The following is a 19,450-nucleotide window of genomic DNA, read 5'->3' as shown; positions in this document are numbered from 1 at the left end:
CAGGGGATTTCACCCTGCGCGATCAATGGGCCACCCGCGTAACCTCCGGCCTTGCGGCAACGTTGCCCCGGGTCTGCTGGATCGGTGATCGGACCTGGGACGGCGCGTAGTGGTGCCGCCTGGACCAGAGCTTGATGGGCTCGGTGCTGGTTGTAGAACTGTTCATACTCGCACGAGGCGTGCCGCAGGTGGCGTTCGTTCCGGCGCAGGCAGCGGTCCAGGAGCTCGCGGCGGCAGGACTGCGCTCTTTCAACACCGCCACAGTCCAGGTGTCGAGAGCGATCACACCGTTGCTCGCCTCCGTATTGAGGTCACCTTCCTCGAATCCGAGCCCTGCCGATCCAAAGCTGAGACTTTCCTTCCGCTGCTCGTCGAACCCCGCTACCTGAGGGTCTGCTAACGGTCGGACAATACGGCCAGCATTTCGCCGATCGAGGCGACGAACTCCCGGCCCGCCGGGGTGAGCAGGCCCAGATGGCACTGGACGTTTTCGAACAGCCAAGCCGACCTGGTCCTGCACTGCGCCGCACGTTCCGATCCGGCGTTTTCGAGAAAGACCGCGAGCGTCAGATACACGTGCATCGACGTAAGCACTCTGTCGATCGGCCAATTCCCGTATCCGGGCCTGTCCTGATGCCAGACCGGTGTGACGCGTGGCGAGCCGGCCGATCTGAATCCGGGGGTGAACAGTGGGCTGACGTAGTCGATGTCCAAGAATTTGAGGTGCAGTGACTCGTGAAGCAACGTCTCGGCCATGTCGAAGGCGCCGGAGAAGGCGTTGGGCGACAGAATGATCACTCCGGGGAGGCCCGGTGTCGTCAGGGCCTTGAAGTGATGTTCTCCGCCGGTGAATTCTCCGACGACCACCATGAACGCATGTGACATCGCGCTTCGGACAAGGTCGGGGACAATCCGCAGGCCCAGGCGGGCCCCCTCGTCGAGCATGCCGATCTGATCCGCCGAAGGCACCTCGATGCGAAATCCGGGGAGTCGCTTGAGGACCTCTTGCTGGAATCGCCGGCCGGCCGGTGTCGCGGGGTGGTCATCGGTCCAGGCATGCCAGGAGAAATGGTCCTGCGGACCGAAGGGAATGATGTCCGCGGTCTCGTTCAGCAGGGGCCGCCTCGTCGTGACGGACTTCTCCGCCGTAGCCAGCAGCAGCTTGTCGAGCGTCGTCGAGTCGATGGCGTCCGCGCCCTGAACGATGCCGCAGACGCCGTCCTCGATCGTGCGCCGGACAAGGGAATCCCGGAACACGACCTCTCGGCACCCGTGATCGACGTGCTCAAGCTCCTGGAGGAGCTTCGCCGCCGCGGAGGACCGCGTGGCGACAAGGGCGAGCAACTCGGCGTAGATCGCCGACAGGTTGCTGGAGATGTGCTGGTAACTTCCGAACGGCACGCCGTTGGCCAGCCTCGATTCGACTGCCGACACGTTCGTCATGCCGATGGGGGTGGGTAGCATGTCCCGCACCCTGAACCAAGAGCTACGCGTGCGTGTAGAGCCACGGACACACTTCTCCCGTTCCGGTGTCCGAATGCCAATAACTCACGGGGCAGGACACCGGGCCATTCGAATAGGCCACGCCGCAGAACAGCGAGGTCTCTTCTCCCGCGACCAGCGCATTGCTCCTCGCCGTTTCCAGTCCCCTCATGAGGACGTCGATGAGTTCGACCGTGATCCTTGAGCCCTGGCCGGCCTGGACTTTTTCTTCACCTGACATCGGAACCCCTTCGCGCGTGGGCTCGCGACGAACCGGGAAATCGGCCCGCGACCAGCTCATGGTGAGTCGGCAAAAGGCGACCGTCAATACCTCGGAATCAAGATCTTCGTCTGGGTCGCGTCCCCGGCTCAGCCGTGGTCGGCTCGCCCGCTGGGGCACGCCCCTGAAGGGACGGAAGTCGGTGGTCGCTGAGGTATGGGAGCAGGCTCGCTGCCGGGCGCGAGCCTGCTCCCCACGGTCAGTCAGTTGCGCGCCGGATCGACCGGCTCGGGCTCGGGCCCCGGCTTGGGCTCGGGCTCGGGCAGTTCGCTGCCCCGGCTCGTGTCGCGCCTGGACTTGATCAGGCTGGCCACCGTCGTGACGCTGAGCACGGCCACGATGACGGCCAGCGAGACCCAGTTGTTGATCTCAGGTACCCAGGTGACGTGCTCACCGCCATTGATGAACGGCAGTTCGTTCTCATGCAGGGCGTGCAGGACGAGTTTCACGCCGATGAAACCGAGGATGACCGCCAGGCCGTAGGTGAGGTAGACGAGTTTCTCCACCAGCCCGCCGAGCAGGAAGTACAGCTGTCTCAGCCCCATCAGCGCGAACGCGTTGGCCGCGAAGACCAGGTAGGCGTCCTGGGTGATGCCGAAGATGGCGGGGATGGAGTCGACCGCGAAGACCAGGTCCGCGCCACCGATGGCGATCATGACGATGAACATCGGGGTCAGCCAGCGGCGACCGTCGCGTTTGATGGTCAGCCGGGAGCCGTGGTACTCGTCGGTGACCGGGAACAGCTTGCGCACCAGTCGTACGACGCCGCCGTTGGGGTCGTACTCCTCGTCCTCGTTGTTGTTGAAGGCGAACTTCCACGCGGTGTAGATCAGGATGCCGCCGAAGATCCAGAACACCCAACTGAAGCGCTGTACGGCCTGCGCGCCCACCCCGATGAAGATCCCGCGCATGACCAGCGCCATCATGATCCCGATGAGCAGCACGCGGTGCTGGTGGATCGCGGGCACGGCGAAGCTCGCCATGATCATCATGAAGATGAACAGGTTGTCCACGCTCAGCGAGTACTCGGTGATGTAACCGGTGAAGTAGGCGGCCGCGTATTCGCCGCCGCCGAAGATCCACACGCCTGCGCCGAAAGCGACGGCACAGCCGACGTAGAAGGCGATCCACCGCGTCGCCTCGGCGATCGTGACCTTGTGGGGTCTCCTGTTGACGACGATCAGGTCGATGACGATGAGCCCGAGCAGGGCCGCGATGGTGGCTACCCACAGCCAGGCGGGCACGGGCATAGGTGGGGGCATGAGCGCTCCTCCGACTTGGCGTTGACACGTCCGTCGGAGGTCTTCTCCGCCCGCATGTTTGCGGACCGACCGCACCGGGCCCAAGACAGGTCCGTGATGACGACGCGGCCGCGAAGGAGTACTCCCCTCCACTTTCGTTGCGATTTTACATACGGAATGCAGTATGTGAAATACCCGAGCCTTGACTCGAGCTACCCGAGGCACCCACGCGAGAACGCGGGAGATCCCCGGACATACTCCATCCCGAAGGACATCCTGCCATGCCGGGCTGAGTGGTCGATCTCCCGGCGGGACATCGGACCATGACCCTGTCGCTGACGTGGGACCTGGACAAGGCCAGGTGAGACGGAGGCAGGGTCTCACGAGACGGGCCAGAACGCTCGCGCCGAGCTGCTCAAGCGAGGATCTCGCGCTGCGCGGTGAGGTCTTGCACCGGACGGTCAGCGGGACACGGGTGCGGCCGGTCGAGCTGCGCTTCGGTGATCTCCGTGGCGGCGTATGCCAGGAGGCGGTGGTGGCCCGATAGCGGGCAAGGCACGTGGCAGGGTTGCGGTCCAGGCCGGTCCGGGCCGGTCCGCTCCAGGGCGACTTCGGCGCGGTGACCGTCGCGGACGTGGTCGCCGACGGCACGCATGAGCTGTTTCCGGGTGGAAGTCCAGCTCAGGCTCTCTTGTGCGTCCTTTTACATGTAAGACCGAGGCCGAGAACGGCGATCATCTGGTGTGCTCCTCAGCAATCGTGCCGTCTTCGCCAGCTCCGACCTCGACGAGGTCCGCGGCGAGGTCGCCAAGGTGTTCTGCCCGCACCGGCTCGAGCTGGCCGGGGACGCGGACCTGCTGTCGGCCCGGTTCAACTCCGTCCAGCTCGGCTCGGTCCGCGTCAGCTACCTCGACTACGGGGCCGACGTGCACATCGAACCAGGCGACCTCGACACGTTCTTCCTGGTCATGATCCCGCTCGCCGGGCGCAGCCTGATCCGCGTCGGCGACAAGGAGATCGTCTCGACCACTTCGCTGGCCTCGCTGCCCTCGCCGACCCGCCACCTCGACATGCGCTGGGCCGCCGGCTGCCCCCAGTTGGTGGTCAAGTTCGAGCGCACCTCGATCGAGCGCTCGTTGGAGCAGATGCTCGGCGAACACCTCGACGCCCCGGTCGTCTTCGACCCCGGCGTGGACCTGACGGCGGGCTGGACCCGGTCCTGGCGGGACATGGCCGACCTGCTCGTCAGGGAGGCCGAGCGCGACGACGGGCTGACCGGCCATCCGCTGGCCATCGCCCACCTGGAGAACGCCCTGATCACCCTGCTGCTGACCATGCAGCCCTCCAACTACCTGGAGCGGCTGACGACACCCAGGCCGCCCGCTCTGCCGAAGGTCGTGCGCCGGGCGATGGAGTTCATCGAAGGGCACGCGCACCTCCCGCTCACCACCGCCGACGTCGCCGGCGCCGTCGCGGTCAGCAGCCGCTCTCTGCAGGAAGGTTTCCGCGCGCATCTCGGGCTGACCCCCATGGCCCACCTCCGGCAGGTACGACTGGCGCGGGTCCACGACGAGCTCAGGACGGCCGACCCCGCCAGGGCCACGGTGACCACGGTGGCCGCCCGATGGGGCTTCCTGCACCAGGGACGTTTCGCCGCCCAGTACCGCGAGAGGTACGGGCAGCCGCCGTCGGAGACGTTGCGCAGGGGTTCCGCGTCAGGTGGATGAGATCCGCGCTCAGCGGATGGCTCGGGCGGACGCGCCGACCGTACCTTTTTTGTCAGGCGCCGATCGCAACCTCCACTCCTGACCCCGAAAGGACACACCACCATGCGCGAGATCCTCGTCGTCGGTGCCGGTCAAGCCGGCCTCCACCTGGCCATCGGCCTGCTCCAGCACGGCTACGACGTCACCGTGGTCTCCAATCGCACCCCCGAGTCCATCCGCGACGGCCGGGTGATGTCCGGCCAGGCCATGTTCGGCACCGCGCAGGCTCACGAGCGTGAGCTCGGCCTGGACCGGTGGGCCGACGTCTGCCCGCCCATCGAGGGCATCGCGCTCACGGTTCCCGGCCCGGAGGGAGGCAAGGCACTCGACTGGGCGGCGCGGCTGGACGTCCCGGCCCGCTCGGTCGACCAGAGGCTGAAGATGCCGGCCTGGATGGGCGAGTTCGAACGGCTCGGCGGCAAGCTCATCCTGCACGACGCCACCCCGGAGGACCTGGAGAGCTATGCCGCCCGGTACGACCTGGTCCTCGTCGCCGCGGGGAAGGGACAGATCGCCTCGCTCTTCGAGCGGGACCCCTCGCACTCCCCGTACGCCGCTCCGCAACGCGCGCTGGCGGTCACCTACGTCAACGGTCTCACCCCGCGCCCCGATCACTCGGCGGTCTGCTTCAACCTGCTCCCCGGCGTGGGCGAGTACTTCGTCTTCCCCGCGCTCACACACACCGGCCCCTGCGAGATCATGGTGTTCGAGGGCGTGCCAGGCGGCCCCATGGACTGCTGGGGCGACGTGCGCGGCCCCGCCGAGCATCTGGCGCGCAGCCGCCAGATCCTGGAAACCTTCTTCCCGTGGGAGGCCGAGCGCTGCGCCGGGATCGAGCTCACCGACGCCAACGCGGTCCTGACCGGCCGCTTCGCCCCCACGGTTCGCCGTCCTGTCGCCGTTCTGCCCTCCGGCGCACCGGTGCTCGGCGTCGCCGACGTCGTGGTGCTCAACGACCCGATCACCGGGCAGGGCAGCAACAACGCCGCCAAGTGCGCCGCCACCTATCTGCGGGCCATCGTGGAACGGGGCGCGCAGCCGTTCGACGCGGACTGGATGCGGCGGACCTTCGAACTCTTCTGGACGCAGGCCCAGCACGTCACGAACTGGACCAACGCCCTGCTGGCGCCCGCCGAACCCCACCACCTGGCGCTCCTGGGCGCCGCCGGGCAACGTGCGGAGATCGCCTCCCGCTTCGTCAACGGCTTCGACAACCCGGCCGACTACGCCGGCTGGTTCATGGACGCCGGCCGAGCCGAGGCCTACCTGAGCAGGGTCGCGGCATGAGATCGCTCCGTGATGCCTTCGGGCAGTTCGCGACCGGGGTGGCGGTGATCACGACGGCGACCGCCGATGGGGAGCGGGCCGGCGTGACCGTCAACTCCTTCACCTCGGTCTCGCTCGATCCGCCGCTGGTGCTCTGGTGCCTGTCGAACCGGGCGCCCAGCGCGCCGCTCTTCCTGCGGGCCGGACGGTTCGCCATCAACGTCCTCGCCGCCGACCAGGACCACCTGTCCAGGCGCTTCGCCACGCCCTCAACCGACAAGTTCGCCGGGGTGGAACTGCTCGGCGCGCCCCTGCCGGTGCTCGCCGGAACGCTGGCCAGTTTCGTCTGCCGTACGGAGCGCGTCCACGACGGCGGCGACCATCACATCTTCATCGGGGCGGTGGAGCGCTACCAGCGGGCCGAAGGGGAGCCGCTCGTCTTCCACTCCGGCCGCTACCGGGAGTTCTGGCCCGAGATGGCCATCGGCGAGGGCCGCGTAGCCAGCCGCGCTTGAAGACCTGAGACAGAACGAGGAGACCGAGTCCGCTCCTACGGCCCGGCCCTCGCCCCCGGTGCTCGGCCAGGACGGCGGTGAGCGCTGCGAGGGCCGCCTTCGCGTCGCGATCAGACCTATCGAGTATAGTTAATGGACGTGACCGGTGTTCCTCCGGTCGACCGCCGGGCGCGGGGGCGTCCGACGGGGCCCACGAGAGATCGGGATTGCTCACGTGCCGGATGTCGCGCCCTTGCCGCCCAAGATGTCACGAGCCGAGGCCCTGGTGCGCGAGCTGGAGAGCAGGATCCTGTCCGGGGAGTGGGCGCGCGGCGATCGGCTGGGCACGCGCGAAGATCTGCGGGTCAAGTATGGCGTCGCCGCGGCGACGGTGAGCGAGACGATCCGGATGCTGGAGTCTCGCGGGCTGGTGGAGACGCGGCCGGGCAACGGCGGGGGAATCTTCGTCAGCGAACCGGCCGGGTTCGTCCGGCTCGGTAACAAGGTTCTGGAACTGCGCAGCGAGGCGGTCACCGTGGCCGACTGCCTGGCGGTGCGCGACGCGCTGGATCCGATGGTCGTGGTCGAGGCCGCGCGTCATCGCACCGACGATGACGTTCTCGCGCTCAGAGCGCTGCTCGAGAAGTTTCTGAACAGTCTCGACGACCCGAACACCTACCTCACGGCGAACTGGGCGCTGCATCGCAAACTTGCCGAGATGAGCGCCAACGTCGTGCTCCAGCACATGTACCTCGGTCTGCTCGACTTCATCGAGAGCCAGGTGAACGCGGTGGTGCCCGGCGCCGGCTTCGGCGGCGACGAGGCCCGAGAGGCGCACATCGCCATCGTGGAGGCGGTCTGCGCAGGCGATGTGGAAGCCGCTCGGCGTGCCGGGGAGCGGCACGTGCGCCTGACCGCGGGCCGCTGACGACTGCGCCGCGCGCGGGTCGCGGCTCTCTTTCCACACGCACGGTCGGCCTGGACCGGATCTTCGCGCTGCCCGGGCTTCGAATGATCATGGGCATGTCCGGCTGCGGGCCAGGCCCGCTTCGCGGGTCTCGCCGTGGCCGATGACCGGCGATCGCCGGCTACGGCCGGACGAGTTCGTCCGCCTGAACACGCCGTGCATCCCCTGTAACAGCAGGTTTACCAAAAGAGGTATAAACCGGACTTAGCGCCTCTTGTCACCGTCGCGGGCCAAACTATATATTCGATGCATTCATTGGGTCGGTACCCCCCTGGTACCCACCTGAGCAGAGAGATGGGACCCGCGTGTGCCTGAGCCCGATGCGCCGTCCGGAGACCTCCGGCCCAGCCTTGAAATCACCGAACTGTCACTGCTGCTCGGCGGCGTCCGAGCCCTCTCGGATGTGAACGTGGTCGTCGAACCGGCGACGATCGTCGGGCTCGTCGGGCCGAACGGCGCGGGCAAGACGTCCCTGTTCAACTGCGTCTGCGGCTACTATCCGGCGACCTCTGGCCGGATCCGCGTCGAGGGCGTGGACGTGACGCGGCGCAGACCGCACGAGATGCCGCGGTACGGCGTGGCGCGGACGTTCCAGCATCCGATCTTGGAGCCCCAGTACACCGTGCTGGAGAACGTTCTCACCGGCGGTCACATCGGCATCCGTTCCGGCCCGCTGTCGTACGCGCTGCGGTTGCCGCAGGCCGTCCGGCAGGAGCGGCGGACCATCGCCGCCGCCCGGGAGCTGCTCGGCTATCTGGAGATCGAGCACCAGGCGGACCTGCCCGCAGGCGAGCTGTCCTACGGCGGGCAGAAGCGGGTCGAACTGGCACGGGCGCTGCTCACCGGGCCGAAGCTGCTGCTGCTGGACGAACTCGCCTCGGGGCTGACCCATGAAGAGGTGATGGACCTGGCCGAGGTCATCAAGCGGATCCGCGTCGACCACCGGATCGCGGTGCTGCTCGTCGAGCACCACATGGGCATGATCTCGGCGATCACCGACAAGGTGATCGCGCTGGTGGAGGGCGTGAAGGTCGCCGAGGGCACCGCCGCACAGGTGCAGCGGGACCCGGCGGTCGTCGAGGCATACCTCGGAGCGGCGTGATGGCGCTGCTGGAGATACGCGACCTGCGGGCCGGGTACGGCGCCGCCGAAGTGCTGCACGGCGTCACGCTGACCGTCGAGGAGGGCGGCACGACAGCGCTCCTGGGAGCGAACGGCGCAGGCAAGACGACGACCCTGCGCGCGCTGTGCGGCATGATCGCGCGGCGTGGTGAGATCGTCTTCGACGGGCAGGACATCACGAGCCTGAGCACCGAGCGGATCGCCCGCCTCGGCGTGGCGCATGTCCCGCAGGGCCGTGGCACCTTGGCCAACCTCAGCGTTCGGGACAACTTGCTGGTCGGCGCCCTGCTGCGGCGCGACCGGCCGGCGGTTCGCGCCGATCTGGAGCGCTGTCTGGCGATGTTCCCGGCGCTGGCCAAGCGGATCAAGGCCGCGGCCGGCACGATGTCCGGCGGCGAGCAGCAGATGCTGGCGGTGTGCCGGGCGCTCATGAGCCGCCCGAAACTGCTGGTCCTGGACGAGCCGTCGCTCGGCCTCGCACCCGTGATCACCCGTCGCGTCTTCGACGCGCTGGTCGGGCTACGCGCCGAGTGGGGCGTGTCGATGCTGGTCGTCGAGCAGAACGCGACCCTGGCCCTGAGCGTCGCCGACTGGGCGTCCGTGCTCGAATCCGGCCGCGTCGCGGTCGCCGGGCCGGCCGCGGAGATCGTCGGCCGGGACGACGTGCGCCGAGCTTACCTGGGCACGTGAGGAGCTATCGATGAACATAGTGCAACAGGTCATCGATGGGATGACCACGGGTTCGATCTACGCGGCGCTCGCGCTGGCCCTTGTGCTCGTCTACCGGTCCACGGGGATGATCAACTTTGCTCAGGGGCAGATGGCCGTGCTCTCCACCTATCTGGCCTGGGCGATGAGCCAGACGGGCGTGCCGATCGTACTGGCCGTCGTCCTGGCCGTCGTGATCGCGATCGTGATGGGAGCGGTCATCGAGCGGCTGCTGATCCGGCGCTTCGAGGGGCGCGAGCATCTCACGATGATCATCGTGACCGTCGGGCTCATGACCACGATCAACGGCGTGGTGATCTGGATCTGGGGCGCTGACCTGAAGACCATCGCGTCGCTGTTCCCGTCGGACGCCCTCGGCCTCGGCTCGGCGCGCTTCACCGTGCACGACGTCGGCACGGTGGCCGTGCTGGTCTCCGTCATCGTGGTCATGCAGGTGCTGTTCCAGCGGACCCGGCTGGGGCTCGCGCTGCGCGCCGTGGCGGACAATCCGCAGTCCAGCGCGCTGTCCGGGCTGCCGATCGGCGTCCTGCTGATGACCGGCTGGGCGCTGGCGGGGGCGGTGGGCAGCCTGGGCGGGGTGCTGATCGCCCCCAAGATCTCGCTGCAGCCGGGCATGCTCGACAGCGTTCTGATCTACGCTGTGGCGGCGGCGATCCTGGGCGGGCTGGACAGCCCGATCGGCGCCGTGGTGGCCGCCTGGGTGCTCGGCGTCGTACAGAACCTGGCCGGCACCTACATCCCGCTGGTCGGCACCGACCTGCAGATCGCGGTGCCTCTTGTGATCATGGCGGTCGTGTTGCTGATCCGGCCGCAGGGACTGTTCGGGCGGCGGGAGGTGATGCGGGTATGACCCGCGTTGCACAGGAAGGATGGCGCGGCGGGCTCGCGAAGCTCACAGCGCGGCGGACGACCAGATGGGTGTTGGGCGCGGTGGCGGCCGCCGTCCTGGTCGCGATTCCGTTCAACGCCTCGCCGTACACGAATCTGCAGTTGGCGCTGGTGATCGCGCTGGCCGTCTCGCTCCGCGGGATGGACGTGCTCACCGGACACGCCGGCCAGGTGACGCTCGGTCAGAGCGCGTTCTTCGGGATCGGCGCGTACTCCGGCGGCTACGGTTTCGCGCACGGCTGGCCGGCGCCGCTCTCGTTCCTGCTGGCGGTGGTCCTGTGCGTGATCGCGGGCGTGATCGTGGCCATACCGGCGGTGCGGCTGCGCGGCTTCGCGTTCGGCGTGATCACGCTGGCGCTGCCCGTGGTGATGGCGCCGCTGGCGATCCGGCTGGATTGGCTGACGGGGGGACCGGTCGGGCTGGCAGTCACCACGGTGCAGGCGCCGGCGTGGAGCGGCCTCGCCGACGACCAGTGGCAGTACCTGCTGGTGCTCGCAGTGGGGGCGGTGATGTTCCTGCTGGCGCACAACCTGCTGGCGGGCCGCGTGGGACGGGCGCTGACGCTGATCCGGACCAGCGAGATCGCCGCCTCGTCGGTCGGGATCCCGGTGCAGCGCTACAAGGTGCTCGCTTTCACGGTCGCGGCGGCGTACGGCGGGGTGGGGGGCTGGCTGTACCTCACCGCGGTGCACTACATCGGCGTGGACTCGCTCGCCCTGACGCTGTCGATCTCCATGCTGGTCGCCTTGGTGGTAGGAGGAGTGCGCAGCCCGCTGGGGTGCGTGATCGGGGCGGCCTTCTACATCCTCGTGCCGAACATCACCGACAAGGCCACCCCAGGACGCTCCGCGCTGTTCTTCGGCGTCGCCCTGCTGATCGTGCTCTTCGTGGTGCCGAGCGGACTCAGCGGAGCGCTGCGGGCCGGATGGTCCCGGCTGCTGGCGAGCCCGCGTCCGGCAACTCCGGCGGCCGCGCCGCCCAGCGCTGAGCAGCACGCGAGCGCCTGACCGAAATGTTCCTTCCCACCCCCTGGAGCGATGCGTTGAGACTGTTCACCCGAAACCTGGCGCTGGCCGCGGGCACAGCGAGTCTGCTGCTGCTGGCGGCCTGCGGCCGCGGCTCGGACGCGACCGGTTCGGCCGGCACCGACCCCGGCATCACCGACACCACCGTCAAGATCGGCACCAGCCAGCCGCTGTCCGGGCCGCTCGCGGCGATCGGCGAGGCGACGGTCGCCGCCGCGCAGGCGTACTTCGCTCACGTCAACGCGCAGGGCGGCGTCAAGATGGCCGACGGCAAGACCCGCAAGATCGAATATCTGTACTACGACGACGCCTACGACCCCGCCAAGAGCGTGCAGAACTACCAGCGGCTGGTCCATCAGGACGAGGTGTTCGCGGTGTTCCACCCGCTGGGGACCGGCCCGAACCAGGCCATCATGGCGCGGGCGAACGCGGACAAGGTGCCACACCTGTTCACCCATGCGGGCGGGGCGCAGTTCAGTGACCGCGCCAAGAATCCCTGGACGATCGGCTGGGGTCCGACGCCCGACTCCGAGGGCGAGGCGTACGGCAAATACCTGGCGGCTCAGAACAAGCCGATCACGGTGGCCGTGCTGCGGCAGAACGACGACCTCGGGCAGGGCTACCTGAACGGGCTGGAGCAGGGCATCGCCGGCTCCCAGGTCGAGATCGTCAAGATCGCGACGTACGGGCGCACCGACTCGACGGTCGACAGCCAGATCTCCTCACTGGCCGGCACCAAGGCGGACGTGCTGTTCATGGCCGTGGTGCTCCCACCGCTGATGATCAGCGGCATCAAGCACGCCGGGACGCTCGGCTGGTCGCCGGACATCTACATGGCCAACAACACCTCCGACATCACCGGCGTCCTCAAGGTGGGCAAGCTGACCGATCTCCGCACGTTGTACTCGGCCTCGTTCATCAAGGCCGCCGACGACCCGCAGTGGAAGGACGATCCCGGGGTCGCCCAGTACCTCGACCGCATCAAGTCCTTCCCCAAGGCGCTCGGCAACCTGGTGAACGGGGAGATCGCCTACGGCGAGGCTCAGACGATGGTCGCCGCGCTGCAGCAGACCAAGGCGCCCACCCGGCAGGCCCTCATGGACGCCGTGCACTCGCTCAAGGGCGACTCGATCTCGGACGTGCTCCTGCCGGGCGTCACGCTCGACTCCACCGACCCCACGGCACCACCGGTGCATGGGCACGTCGTGCAGCACTTCGACGGCGAGTCCTGGGTCGCGCGGGAGGGAGGAGACGAATGATCCACGAGCCCACCGGCGTCGAGAACCACAGGAAGGAGGGTCACCTTGTCATATTCGATCTTCGAGGACACCGTCGCCGAGATGACGGGTCAGGAGCTTGAGGCCGCCGCGCTGCGCAACCCGCCCATGTTCCTGCCGCTGGGGGTCATCGAGGCGCACGGGCCACACCTGCCGCTCGGCACCGACGTGTACGGCTCGTACCTGCTGTGCCGCCTCACCCGGCGGCGGCTGGCCGAACGCGGCGTGGAGAGCCTGATCGCGCCGCCGTACTACTGGGGCATCAACTTCGTCACCGGGGCCTTCCCCGGCTCCTTCCGGGTACGCCGCGAAATCGCCGAGGGCCTGCTGTCAGACATCCTGGACACCGTGCTGGAGAGCGGGTTCACCCGCGTGTTCCTGGTCAACCATCAGGGAGACCTCCGGCACAAGCAGATGGTCGCGGACGTCGTGCGGGCCAAGCACACCGCAGGTCACGCGGGCGTCCAGTGGCTCGACGACGGGGCCTCCCCGGCACGGCTGGAGCAGACCGGCGAGGAGCCCATGTGGCGCCTGTACGACCCGCCGGAGGAGTGGCGCGGCCGGCTGAAGACCCACGGCGGCGAGACCGAGACCGCGCTGGTCGGCCGGTACTTCCCGGAGCTGGTCAACTGGGACGAGCAGGAGCACCTGGCCGCCGCGTACCTGTCGGCGCCGGAGCTGGCCGAGTGGCGCAGGGGCGGGGAGCACGCGCCCAAGGTGACGCCGCTGGGATACCACGGCGACCCGCACCCGTCCTACGACGAGTGGCGGTACTACGACCACCACGCCAAAGCCATGGCGGACGCCGTCGCGACGGCGCTGTCCGAGAACGACTGAGCAGGAGGCAAGGACAGATATGGCCGAGATCTCGCTGGCGGTCGCCGCCAGCCACGCGCCGGGGCTGACCGGCTGGTTCGACAGGGCGCCGGAGGAGGACCGGCAGGTGGTGAACGAGGCGTACGCCGCGCTCCGCCAGGCCATCGTGGAGTCGGACATCGACGTGCTCCTGCTCATAGGGAACGACCACGTCGCCAACCACCGGGTGGGCTCCGGCATCGACTTCACCTTCGGGCTGGCGGATCGCCACCACGGGCCGGACGAGTGGTTCAAGCCGTGGCTGCGCGTGCCGGACTACGACATTCCCGGCGCCCCCGAGGTGGCCACCGCCCTGTACGACCGGCTGCGCGGCACGACCGGCGTCACCGTCGACGGCGCTCGGGAGAACCTGCGCTTCGATGACAACGTCTCGGTGCCGGTGACCAAACTCGGGCTCGCGGACCTCGGCGTACCGCTGATACCGGTGCTGCAGAACTGCACCATCCCCCCGGTCCCGGACGAGCGGGCCTGTTACGCCTTCGGCGCCGCGCTCGGCGCGGCGATCCACGACGGGCTGCCCGGCGACCTGCGGGTCGGCCTGTTCGGCTCGGGCGGCCTCAGCCACGAGCCGGGCGGCCCGCGCTACCTGGAGATCGACGAGAAGTTCGACCGCTGGTGGCTGGACCTGCTGGAGGCCGGCGACCACGACAAGATACTGGCCGAGGCCACCTTCGACCGCATGGAGGAGGCCGGGTCCGGCGGCACCGCCGAGCTGCTGTCCTGGGTCGTCGTCCTCGGCGCCATCGGCGAGCGGCCGTGCACCTCGCTGGGCTACGTCGCCTTCGAGGACTGGCGCTGCGGCGTCGGAGCGGTGCGCTGGGACATGACGGCAACCAACGACACGGCGGAGGTGAAGTGATGGCGCTGGACTACTTCCGGCCACAACTGCGGACCAACGACCTGGTCCAGGACCTGAAATGGAACGACGACCTACGGGCCCGCTTCGAGACGGACGAGGAGTCCGTGCTCGCCGAGTACCCGCTGACCGGCGAGGAACGCGAGGCGATCCGCGACCGGGACTTCCGCAGGCTGTACGAGCTGGGGCTGCACCCCTACCTGCTCAGCCAGCTCGCCCGTCTGGTGTACGGCACGGGCGAGAAGGCGGGCACCTCCGCCCCGGCCATGGCCCTCATCCGATCGTTGCTCGGTGATGAGTACGACCAGTACATGGCGAACCGTGGTGATTGAGCCCGGACGGCGGCCCGGATCCGCGCCGGCCCGCCCGGCCACCCGGACCCCCGTGATCGACGTGCACGCACACGCTCTGCCCATGCCGTTGCTGCGCGACCTGGCCGCCTCGGGCCACGCCGACCTCGCGGCGCTGCCCGAGGGCGCGATCACGCTCGACCCCCGCCTGAGCGGCCTGGTGGGCTGGTCGCGGATCCCGGTCGCGCCCCAGCAGTACGACGTGGCGGCCCGGCTCGTCGCGATGGACGCCACCGGCGTGGACGCGCAGCTCGTCTCCGCGCCACCGTTCGTGTTCGGCTCGATGTGCGAGGATCCCGGCCTGGTCATGGACGTGACCCGCCGGGTGAACGACGCCCTCGCCGAGTTCGTGGCCACCGCGCCCGACCGGCTGTTCGCCCTGGCCACGGTACCGATCGGACATCCGGAGGCGACCGCGGAACTGGTGCGCTGCCTCGACCGGCTCGGCTTCGCCGGGGCCGCCATCGGCTCCTTCGGCGGCGGCGTCGAGCTCGACGACCCGAGGAACGAGGAGCTCTGGGGGGAGCTGTCGGCACGCCGCAGCTTCACCCTGCTGCATCCGAGCCGGGCCTCGGCCGCCGAGCGGCTGGCGTCGTACTACCTGGTTCAGTTGCTGGGCTACCCGGTGGAGACCGCGCTGGCCGCTTCCCGGCTGATCCTCGGTGGCGTGCTGGACCGGCACGGTCTGGTGCTGTGCCTGGCGCACGGCGGTGGCTGCGTGCACGGCGTCGGCGGCCGGCTGAACCTCGGCTGGCGGCGCAAGCCGGTGGCCCGTACCACGCCCGAGCTGCCCGCCGACTACCTGTCCGGCCTGTATTACGACACCGCTGTGTTCAACGGCACCACACTGCGGCGGCTGATCGAGGACGTCACCGCCGGGCACGTGCTGCTCGGCACCGACATGCCGTTCGACCTGGCCGATGAGGTGCCGCTGCAGACGGTCTCCGAGCTCGGCCTGCCTGCGGCGGACGCGGCGGCGATCCTCGGCGGCAATGTCCAGCGGCTGCTGTCCATCGACGTCGAGCCGGTGACCCGAAGGCTGGTCGGATGAGCGGCCGGACGGATGGGACCGCGCTGGTCGTGATCGACGTGCAGAACGACTACTGCCATCCCGACGGCGTCTTCGCCCGCGCGGGACTCACCGTGGAGGCACTTCCCGAGCTGGTCACCGCGATCAACACGCTGGTCGCCGCGGCCCGCGCGGGCGGACATCCGGTGATGTGGGTGCGGATGGAGTGGTCCGGCGACGGCGAGGTCGGGCTGCTCGGCGAGCGCAGCCCGTTCCTGCGCCACGCCGGGCTGCGCGCCGGCACCTGGGGCGGCGAGCTGGTCTCCGGTCTGGACGTGCGGGACGGCGACATCGAGATCGTCAAGACCCGGTTCAGCGCGTTCTACGAGACGCCCTTGGCACAGATGCTTCAGGAGCGCGGGATCGGGCGCATCGTGGTGGCGGGCGTGCGCACCGACTTCTGCGTCGAGTCGACGGTACGCGACGCGTTCTTCCGCGACCTGAAGGCCGTGGTCGTGACCGACGCCGTCGCCGGCTACTTCGACGAACTGCACCGGGCGAGCCTGCGCGTGATGGGCACCGTCTTCGCCGACGTGACCGACCTCAACGCGGCCACAGCCCTGCTCAACGGCCTGCCTGCCACGGCGGCGGGCGCAACCACGAACGATGAGGAGTGATCAATGAGCACGACCGTGAACGTGACCCCCACGGCCAGGACCGTCGAGATCGACGGGGTCGCCACCAGCGTCATCGACACCGGCGAACCGCCGTCCGGCGCCTCGGCGCCCCCGCTGCTGCTCCTGCACGGCTCGGGTCCCGGGGTGACGGCGCTGGCCAACTGGCGGCAGATCATTCCCGTCCTGTCGGCCTCGCGCCGGGTCATCGCGCCGGACCAACTGGGCTTCGGCGGCACGGCCACCGGGGAGCCGCGCACGTACGGGCGGGGTGCCTGGACCGGGCACGCGCTGGCCCTGCTCGACCAGCTCGGCGTGGACCGCGCCGACGTGATCGGCAACTCGATGGGCGGCGCGATCGCGCTGTCGCTCGCGGCGGCCCGCCCGAGCCTGCTGCGCCGCATCGTGCTGATGGGCAGCATGGGCGTCGCGATGCCGCTGCCCGAGGGACTGGACGGGGTCTGGCGGTACGAGCCCAGCATCGAGGAGTCGCGCCGGGTCATCGGCCTGTTCGCCTACAATCGCGAGCTCATCACCGACGACCTGGTCCAGATGCGTTACGAGGCGAGCACGCGCCCTTCGGTACGCGACTCGTGGGCGGCCATGTTCCCGCCGCCGCGCCAGCGGTGGGTCGACGATCTGGCCCTGTCCGGCGCGGAGCTCAACGCGATCACCCAGCCGGTGCTGCTGGTACACGGCCGCGACGACAAAGTGGTGCCGTGGAGCTCCTCGGCCGCCCTGCTGGACCTGCTGCCCGATGCCCGGATGCACATCCTGGCCGGCTGCGGCCACTGGACGATGATCGAACGCACCGCCGACTTCCTCGCCGTCGTTGAGCCCTTCCTGACCGGCGAGGCGACCACGGCATCCGGGAACGCCGCGCGATGACCGCCATCGACCAGGCGGTGGACCGGCTGGCGGACGCGGCTTCCACCGGCAGGCCGTGCCGGCCGGTCCGCGACCTCGTCACCGACATCCCCAGCGCCTACGAGGTGCAGCGCCGCCTGAACGCCCGCCGCCGCGCCGCGCCCGTGACCGGTAGGAAGATCGGCCTCACCTCCCCCGCCGTGCAGCGGCAACTCGGCGTGGACCAGCCGGACTTCGGCGTGCTCTTCGCCGACATGGAGGTGTCCGGCCACACGCGCGCCGACCGTCTGCTGCAACCCAAGATCGAGGCGGAGATAGCCTTCGTGCTCGCCGCCGACCTGACCGGCGACCTCGATGCGGCCGCGGTACGGGCGGCGGTCGAGTACGCCGTCCCCGCCCTGGAGATCGTGGACAGCCGCATCGCCGACTGGGACATCACGATCACCGACACCGTCGCCGACAACGCCTCCAGCGGCCTGTACGCGCTCGGCTCCGAACGACTCCCCCTGAGCGCGTTCGAGCCGGTTGAGGCCACCATGCGCATGTACGCGGACGACGAACTCGTCTCGCAGGGAACCGGGGCCGCCTGCTTGGGCGACCCGCTCAACGCGCTGCTGTGGCTGGCCCGTACCGCCCGCGACTTCGGCGACCCACTGCGCGCGGGTCAGGTCATCCTGTCCGGCGCGCTGGGACCGATGGCCCCCGTCTCCCCCGGCGTCACCATAAAGGCCGAAATTTCCGGGCTCGGCTCGGTGGCCGTGACCTTCGAGGACGATCCTTCATGAACAAGACCAAGGTGGCCGTGATCGGCTCCGGCAACATCGGCACCGACCTGATGATCAAAGTGCTGCGTCTCTCCGGCGCCCTGGAGATGGGCGCCATGGTCGGCATCGACCCCTCCTCGGACGGCCTGGCCCGCGCCCGCCGCCTGAAGGTGCCCACCACCCACGAGGGCGTGGACGGCCTGATCGCCATGGACGGCTTCGCCGACATCGACATCGTCTTCGACGCCACCTCAGCCAAGGCCCACATCGCCAACGCCGCCAAGCTGGAACCGTACGGCAAGACCCTCATCGACCTCACCCCCGCCGCCATCGGCCCGTTCGTCGTCCCCCCGGTCAACCTCGACACCCACCTCACCGCGAACAACCTCAACATGGTCACCTGCGGCGGCCAGGCCACCATCCCCATCGTGCACGCCGTCTCCCGCATCACCCCCGTCGCCTACGCCGAAATCGTCGCCTCCATCGCCTCCAAGTCGGCCGGCCCCGGCACCCGCGCCAACATCGACGAGTTCACCGAGACCACCTCCGCCGCCATCCGACGCGTGGGCGGCGCGGCCCGCGGCAAGGCGATCATCGTGCTGAACCCGGCCGACCCGCCGCTCATCATGCGTGACACCGTCTTCTGCCTGACCGGCGACGCCGACCACGACGCCGTCCGCGCCTCGGTGGAGGAGATGGTGGCCGAGGTCGCCAAGTACGTCCCCGGCTACCGTCTCAAGCAGGACGTGCAGTTCACTCCCGTGGACGAGCCGGTCACCACGCTCACCCCCCAGCCGGTCACCACCCGCGTGTCGGTGTTCCTGGAGGTGGAGGGCGCCGCCCACTACCTGCCCGCCTACGCCGGCAACCTCGACATCATGACCTCGGCCGCCCTGCGCGTCGCCGAACGCCTGGCCATCGCAGGAGCGGCAGCGTGAACCTCTACATCCAGGACGTCACCCTGCGGGACGGCATGCACGCCGTCCGCCACCGCATCACCCCCCACGACGTCGGCCGCATCACCGCCGCCCTCGACGCCGCCGGCGTGGACGCCATCGAGGTCGCCCACGGCGACGGCCTGGCCGGCGCGTCCGTCAACTACGGCCCCGGCAGCAACACCGACTGGGAGTGGATCGAGGCCGCCGCCGCCAACATCAACCGGGCCAAACTCACCACCCTCCTGCTGCCCGGCATCGGCACCATCGCCGAACTCAAGCACGCCTACTCCCTGGGCGTCCGCTCCATCCGCATCGCCACCCACTGCACCGAGGCCGACGTCGCCGCCCAGCACATCGCCACCGCCCGCGAGATCGGCATGGACGTGGCCGGCTTCCTCATGCTCAGCCACATGGCACCCCCCGCCGAGCTGGCCAGGCAGGCCAAGCTCATGGAGTCCTACGGCGCCCACTGCGTCTACGTCACCGACTCCGGCGGCCGCCTCACCATGGACGGCGTACGCGAGCGCGTCCGCGCCTACCGCGACGTCCTCGACCCCGGCACCCAACTCGGCATCCAC

The 19,450-nt window shown here is 69.2% G+C and carries 21 protein-coding genes; 18 read left to right on the top strand and 3 right to left on the bottom strand.

The window, feature by feature from the left end; genetic code table 11:
* Positions 1–396: 396 nt before the first annotated feature.
* The 3 genes from ABD844_RS08430 to ABD844_RS08420 all read right to left on the bottom strand — a co-directional run bounded on the left by ABD844_RS08430 (position 397) and on the right by ABD844_RS08420 (position 3,012).
* Positions 397–1,464, bottom strand: coding sequence for an aKG-HExxH-type peptide beta-hydroxylase (locus tag ABD844_RS08430; protein ID WP_344874687.1), 1,068 nt, complete (start codon positions 1,462–1,464; stop codon positions 397–399).
* Positions 1,465–1,486: 22 nt separating this feature from the next.
* Positions 1,487–1,723 (bottom strand): hypothetical protein, encoded by a 237-nt coding sequence (locus tag ABD844_RS08425; protein WP_344874685.1) that lies wholly within the window; start codon positions 1,721–1,723, stop codon positions 1,487–1,489.
* 242 nt (positions 1,724–1,965) lie between these two features.
* Positions 1,966–3,012, bottom strand: coding sequence for a TerC family protein (locus tag ABD844_RS08420; protein WP_425568526.1), 1,047 nt, complete (start codon positions 3,010–3,012; stop codon positions 1,966–1,968).
* A 734-nt stretch (positions 3,013–3,746) separates the two neighbouring features.
* On the opposite strand from ABD844_RS08420, the gene ABD844_RS08415 reads away from it, so the two are divergent.
* From ABD844_RS08415 to dmpG, 18 genes are all read left to right on the top strand, one after another.
* Positions 3,747–4,730, top strand: coding sequence for an AraC family transcriptional regulator (locus tag ABD844_RS08415; RefSeq protein ID WP_344874681.1), 984 nt, complete (start codon positions 3,747–3,749; stop codon positions 4,728–4,730).
* 102 nt (positions 4,731–4,832) lie between these two features.
* Positions 4,833–6,056, top strand: a complete 1,224-nt coding sequence (locus ABD844_RS08410; RefSeq protein WP_344874679.1) for a styrene monooxygenase/indole monooxygenase family protein — start codon at positions 4,833–4,835, stop codon at positions 6,054–6,056.
* On the top strand, positions 6,053–6,550 hold the full coding sequence (locus ABD844_RS08405) for a flavin reductase family protein (RefSeq protein WP_344874677.1): 498 nt from the start codon (positions 6,053–6,055) through the stop codon (positions 6,548–6,550). Before ABD844_RS08410 ends, ABD844_RS08405 begins: the two co-directional genes overlap by 4 nt.
* 214 nt (positions 6,551–6,764) lie before the next feature.
* Positions 6,765–7,457, top strand: coding sequence for a FadR/GntR family transcriptional regulator (locus ABD844_RS08400; protein WP_344874676.1), 693 nt, complete (start codon positions 6,765–6,767; stop codon positions 7,455–7,457).
* A 346-nt stretch (positions 7,458–7,803) separates the two neighbouring features.
* The gene (locus ABD844_RS08395) at positions 7,804–8,598 is read left to right on the top strand and encodes an ABC transporter ATP-binding protein (RefSeq protein ID WP_344874674.1); all 795 of its coding nucleotides are present in this window, start codon (positions 7,804–7,806) and stop codon (positions 8,596–8,598) included.
* Entirely contained in the window at positions 8,598–9,308 is a 711-nt protein-coding gene (locus ABD844_RS08390; RefSeq protein ID WP_344874672.1) for an ABC transporter ATP-binding protein, read from the top strand. The genes ABD844_RS08395 and ABD844_RS08390 overlap by 1 nt, the downstream gene beginning before the upstream one ends.
* 10 nt (positions 9,309–9,318) lie before the next feature.
* The gene (locus ABD844_RS08385) at positions 9,319–10,197 is read left to right on the top strand and encodes a branched-chain amino acid ABC transporter permease (RefSeq protein WP_344874670.1); all 879 of its coding nucleotides are present in this window, start codon (positions 9,319–9,321) and stop codon (positions 10,195–10,197) included.
* Positions 10,194–11,243 carry a branched-chain amino acid ABC transporter permease gene (locus ABD844_RS08380; protein WP_344874668.1) on the top strand — a complete coding sequence of 350 codons (1,050 nt, stop codon included), beginning with the start codon at positions 10,194–10,196 and terminating at the stop codon, positions 11,241–11,243. Before ABD844_RS08385 ends, ABD844_RS08380 begins: the two co-directional genes overlap by 4 nt.
* Before the next feature lie 35 nt (positions 11,244–11,278).
* Positions 11,279–12,520 (top strand): ABC transporter substrate-binding protein, encoded by a 1,242-nt coding sequence (locus tag ABD844_RS08375; RefSeq protein ID WP_344874666.1) that lies wholly within the window; start codon positions 11,279–11,281, stop codon positions 12,518–12,520.
* A gap of 45 nt (positions 12,521–12,565) precedes the next feature.
* Positions 12,566–13,375: a creatininase family protein gene (locus ABD844_RS08370; RefSeq protein ID WP_344874664.1), complete on the top strand. Its 810-nt coding sequence runs from the start codon at positions 12,566–12,568 to the stop codon at positions 13,373–13,375.
* Between the two features lie 19 nt (positions 13,376–13,394).
* The gene (locus ABD844_RS08365) at positions 13,395–14,273 is read left to right on the top strand and encodes a DODA-type extradiol aromatic ring-opening family dioxygenase (RefSeq protein WP_344874662.1); all 879 of its coding nucleotides are present in this window, start codon (positions 13,395–13,397) and stop codon (positions 14,271–14,273) included.
* Positions 14,273–14,602: an extradiol ring-cleavage dioxygenase gene (locus ABD844_RS08360; protein ID WP_344874660.1), complete on the top strand. Its 330-nt coding sequence runs from the start codon at positions 14,273–14,275 to the stop codon at positions 14,600–14,602. Before ABD844_RS08365 ends, ABD844_RS08360 begins: the two co-directional genes overlap by 1 nt.
* Positions 14,592–15,671 carry an amidohydrolase family protein gene (locus ABD844_RS08355; protein ID WP_344874658.1) on the top strand — a complete coding sequence of 360 codons (1,080 nt, stop codon included), beginning with the start codon at positions 14,592–14,594 and terminating at the stop codon, positions 15,669–15,671. The genes ABD844_RS08360 and ABD844_RS08355 overlap by 11 nt, the downstream gene beginning before the upstream one ends.
* Positions 15,668–16,306, top strand: coding sequence for a cysteine hydrolase family protein (locus ABD844_RS08350; protein ID WP_344874656.1), 639 nt, complete (start codon positions 15,668–15,670; stop codon positions 16,304–16,306). Before ABD844_RS08355 ends, ABD844_RS08350 begins: the two co-directional genes overlap by 4 nt.
* A gap of 3 nt (positions 16,307–16,309) precedes the next feature.
* Entirely contained in the window at positions 16,310–17,191 is an 882-nt protein-coding gene (locus tag ABD844_RS08345) for an alpha/beta fold hydrolase (protein ID WP_344874654.1), read from the top strand.
* Positions 17,188–17,955 carry a 2-keto-4-pentenoate hydratase gene (locus ABD844_RS08340; protein WP_344874652.1) on the top strand — a complete coding sequence of 256 codons (768 nt, stop codon included), beginning with the start codon at positions 17,188–17,190 and terminating at the stop codon, positions 17,953–17,955. The genes ABD844_RS08345 and ABD844_RS08340 overlap by 4 nt, the downstream gene beginning before the upstream one ends.
* Positions 17,952–18,872, top strand: coding sequence for an acetaldehyde dehydrogenase (acetylating) (locus ABD844_RS08335; RefSeq protein WP_344874650.1), 921 nt, complete (start codon positions 17,952–17,954; stop codon positions 18,870–18,872). The genes ABD844_RS08340 and ABD844_RS08335 overlap by 4 nt, the downstream gene beginning before the upstream one ends.
* Positions 18,869–19,450 (top strand): 4-hydroxy-2-oxovalerate aldolase (gene dmpG, locus ABD844_RS08330; protein WP_344874647.1); only part of this gene is annotated, 582 nt, incomplete at its 3' end. The genes ABD844_RS08335 and dmpG, both read left to right, overlap by 4 nt.

Source organism: Nonomuraea antimicrobica (assembly GCF_039536965.1).
GTDB classification, from domain to species: domain Bacteria; phylum Actinomycetota; class Actinomycetes; order Streptosporangiales; family Streptosporangiaceae; genus Nonomuraea; species Nonomuraea antimicrobica.
Note: the sequence above shows the minus strand (reverse complement) of the source record. Positions and strands in the feature narration are given on the sequence as shown.

Bases quoted from the DNA above. Each gene is read 5' to 3' on its own strand.
- ABD844_RS08430 (WP_344874687.1), bottom strand. From the start codon at position 1,464: ATGCTACCCACCCCCATCGGCATGACGAACGTGTCGGCAGTCGAATCG.
- ABD844_RS08425 (WP_344874685.1), bottom strand. From the start codon at position 1,723: ATGTCAGGTGAAGAAAAAGTCCAGGCCGGCCAGGGCTCAAGGATCACG.
- ABD844_RS08420 (WP_425568526.1), bottom strand. From the start codon at position 3,012: ATGCCCGTGCCCGCCTGGCTGTGGGTAGCCACCATCGCGGCCCTGCTC.
- ABD844_RS08410 (WP_344874679.1), top strand. From the start codon at position 4,833: ATGCGCGAGATCCTCGTCGTCGGTGCCGGTCAAGCCGGCCTCCACCTG.
- ABD844_RS08405 (WP_344874677.1), top strand. From the start codon at position 6,053: ATGAGATCGCTCCGTGATGCCTTCGGGCAGTTCGCGACCGGGGTGGCG.
- ABD844_RS08390 (WP_344874672.1), top strand. From the start codon at position 8,598: ATGGCGCTGCTGGAGATACGCGACCTGCGGGCCGGGTACGGCGCCGCC.
- ABD844_RS08385 (WP_344874670.1), top strand. From the start codon at position 9,319: ATGAACATAGTGCAACAGGTCATCGATGGGATGACCACGGGTTCGATC.
- ABD844_RS08380 (WP_344874668.1), top strand. From the start codon at position 10,194: ATGACCCGCGTTGCACAGGAAGGATGGCGCGGCGGGCTCGCGAAGCTC.
- ABD844_RS08365 (WP_344874662.1), top strand. From the start codon at position 13,395: ATGGCCGAGATCTCGCTGGCGGTCGCCGCCAGCCACGCGCCGGGGCTG.
- ABD844_RS08360 (WP_344874660.1), top strand. From the start codon at position 14,273: ATGGCGCTGGACTACTTCCGGCCACAACTGCGGACCAACGACCTGGTC.
- ABD844_RS08350 (WP_344874656.1), top strand. From the start codon at position 15,668: ATGAGCGGCCGGACGGATGGGACCGCGCTGGTCGTGATCGACGTGCAG.
- ABD844_RS08345 (WP_344874654.1), top strand. From the start codon at position 16,310: ATGAGCACGACCGTGAACGTGACCCCCACGGCCAGGACCGTCGAGATC.
- ABD844_RS08340 (WP_344874652.1), top strand. From the start codon at position 17,188: ATGACCGCCATCGACCAGGCGGTGGACCGGCTGGCGGACGCGGCTTCC.
- ABD844_RS08335 (WP_344874650.1), top strand. From the start codon at position 17,952: ATGAACAAGACCAAGGTGGCCGTGATCGGCTCCGGCAACATCGGCACC.